A 1006-nucleotide genomic window follows, 5' to 3' on the forward strand; every position below is an offset into this window, starting at 1 on the left:
TATTCGCATCGTGTCTCAGCCTGTATGAGTCACGGATTTGCCTATGACTCGGCCTACGCACTTGCACCAGGACAACCATCGCCTGGCTGGGCTACCTTCCTGCGTCACACCTGTTAATACGCTAGCCGCACCAGCATAGGGTCGTGTGCTCCACCACCCGGTGAACCCCGAAGGGTTCGATGGATGGCTTTGGACACTTAGCATTACTGGATTGACTGGGGCGGTTCTTCGCCGGTACGGGAATATCAACCCGTTGTCCATCGACTACGCCTGTCGGCCTCGCCTTAGGTCCCGACTTACCCAGGGAAGATTAGCTTGACCCTGGAACCCTTGGTCTTCCGGAGGACGTGTTTCTCACACGTCTTTCGCTACTCATGCCTGCATTCTCACTCGTGTGGCGTCCACGGCTGGTTTACACCGCCGCTTCACTCGCCACACGACGCTCTCCTACCCATCAACACGGCTGGACCACGAAGGCCTACCAAAAATGTCAATGCCACAACTTCGGTGGCGTGCTTGAGCCCCGTTACATTGTCGGCGCGGAATCACTTGACCAGTGAGCTATTACGCACTCTTTCAAGGGTGGCTGCTTCTAAGCCAACCTCCTGGTTGTCTAAGCAACTCCACATCCTTTTCCACTTAGCACGCGCTTTGGGACCTTAGATGGTGGTCTGGGTTGTTTCCCTCTCGACTATGAAGCTTATCCCCCACAGTCTCACTGCTGCGCTCTCACTTACCGGCATTCGGAGTTTGGCTGACGTCAGTAACCTGGTGAGGCCCATCGGCCATCCAGTAGCTCTACCTCCGGCAAGAAACACGCAACGCTGCACCTAAATGCATTTCGGAGAGAACCAGCTATCACGAAGTTTGATTGGCCTTTCACCCCTATCCACAGCTCATCCCCTCAGTTTTCAACCTAAGTGGGTTCGGTCCTCCACACGCTCTTACACGTGCTTCAACCTGGCCATGGATAGATCACTTCGCTTCGGGTCTAGAACATGCGACT

General features: G+C 54.9%; 1 rRNA gene. It reads right to left on the minus strand.

The window, feature by feature from the left end:
- Positions 1-1006 (minus strand): 23S ribosomal RNA (locus tag ACIPV2_RS13925); the annotation flags it as partial.

The sequence above is a fragment of the Microbacterium sp. NPDC089987 genome (assembly GCF_044748505.1).
GTDB lineage: Bacteria > Actinomycetota > Actinomycetes > Actinomycetales > Microbacteriaceae > Microbacterium.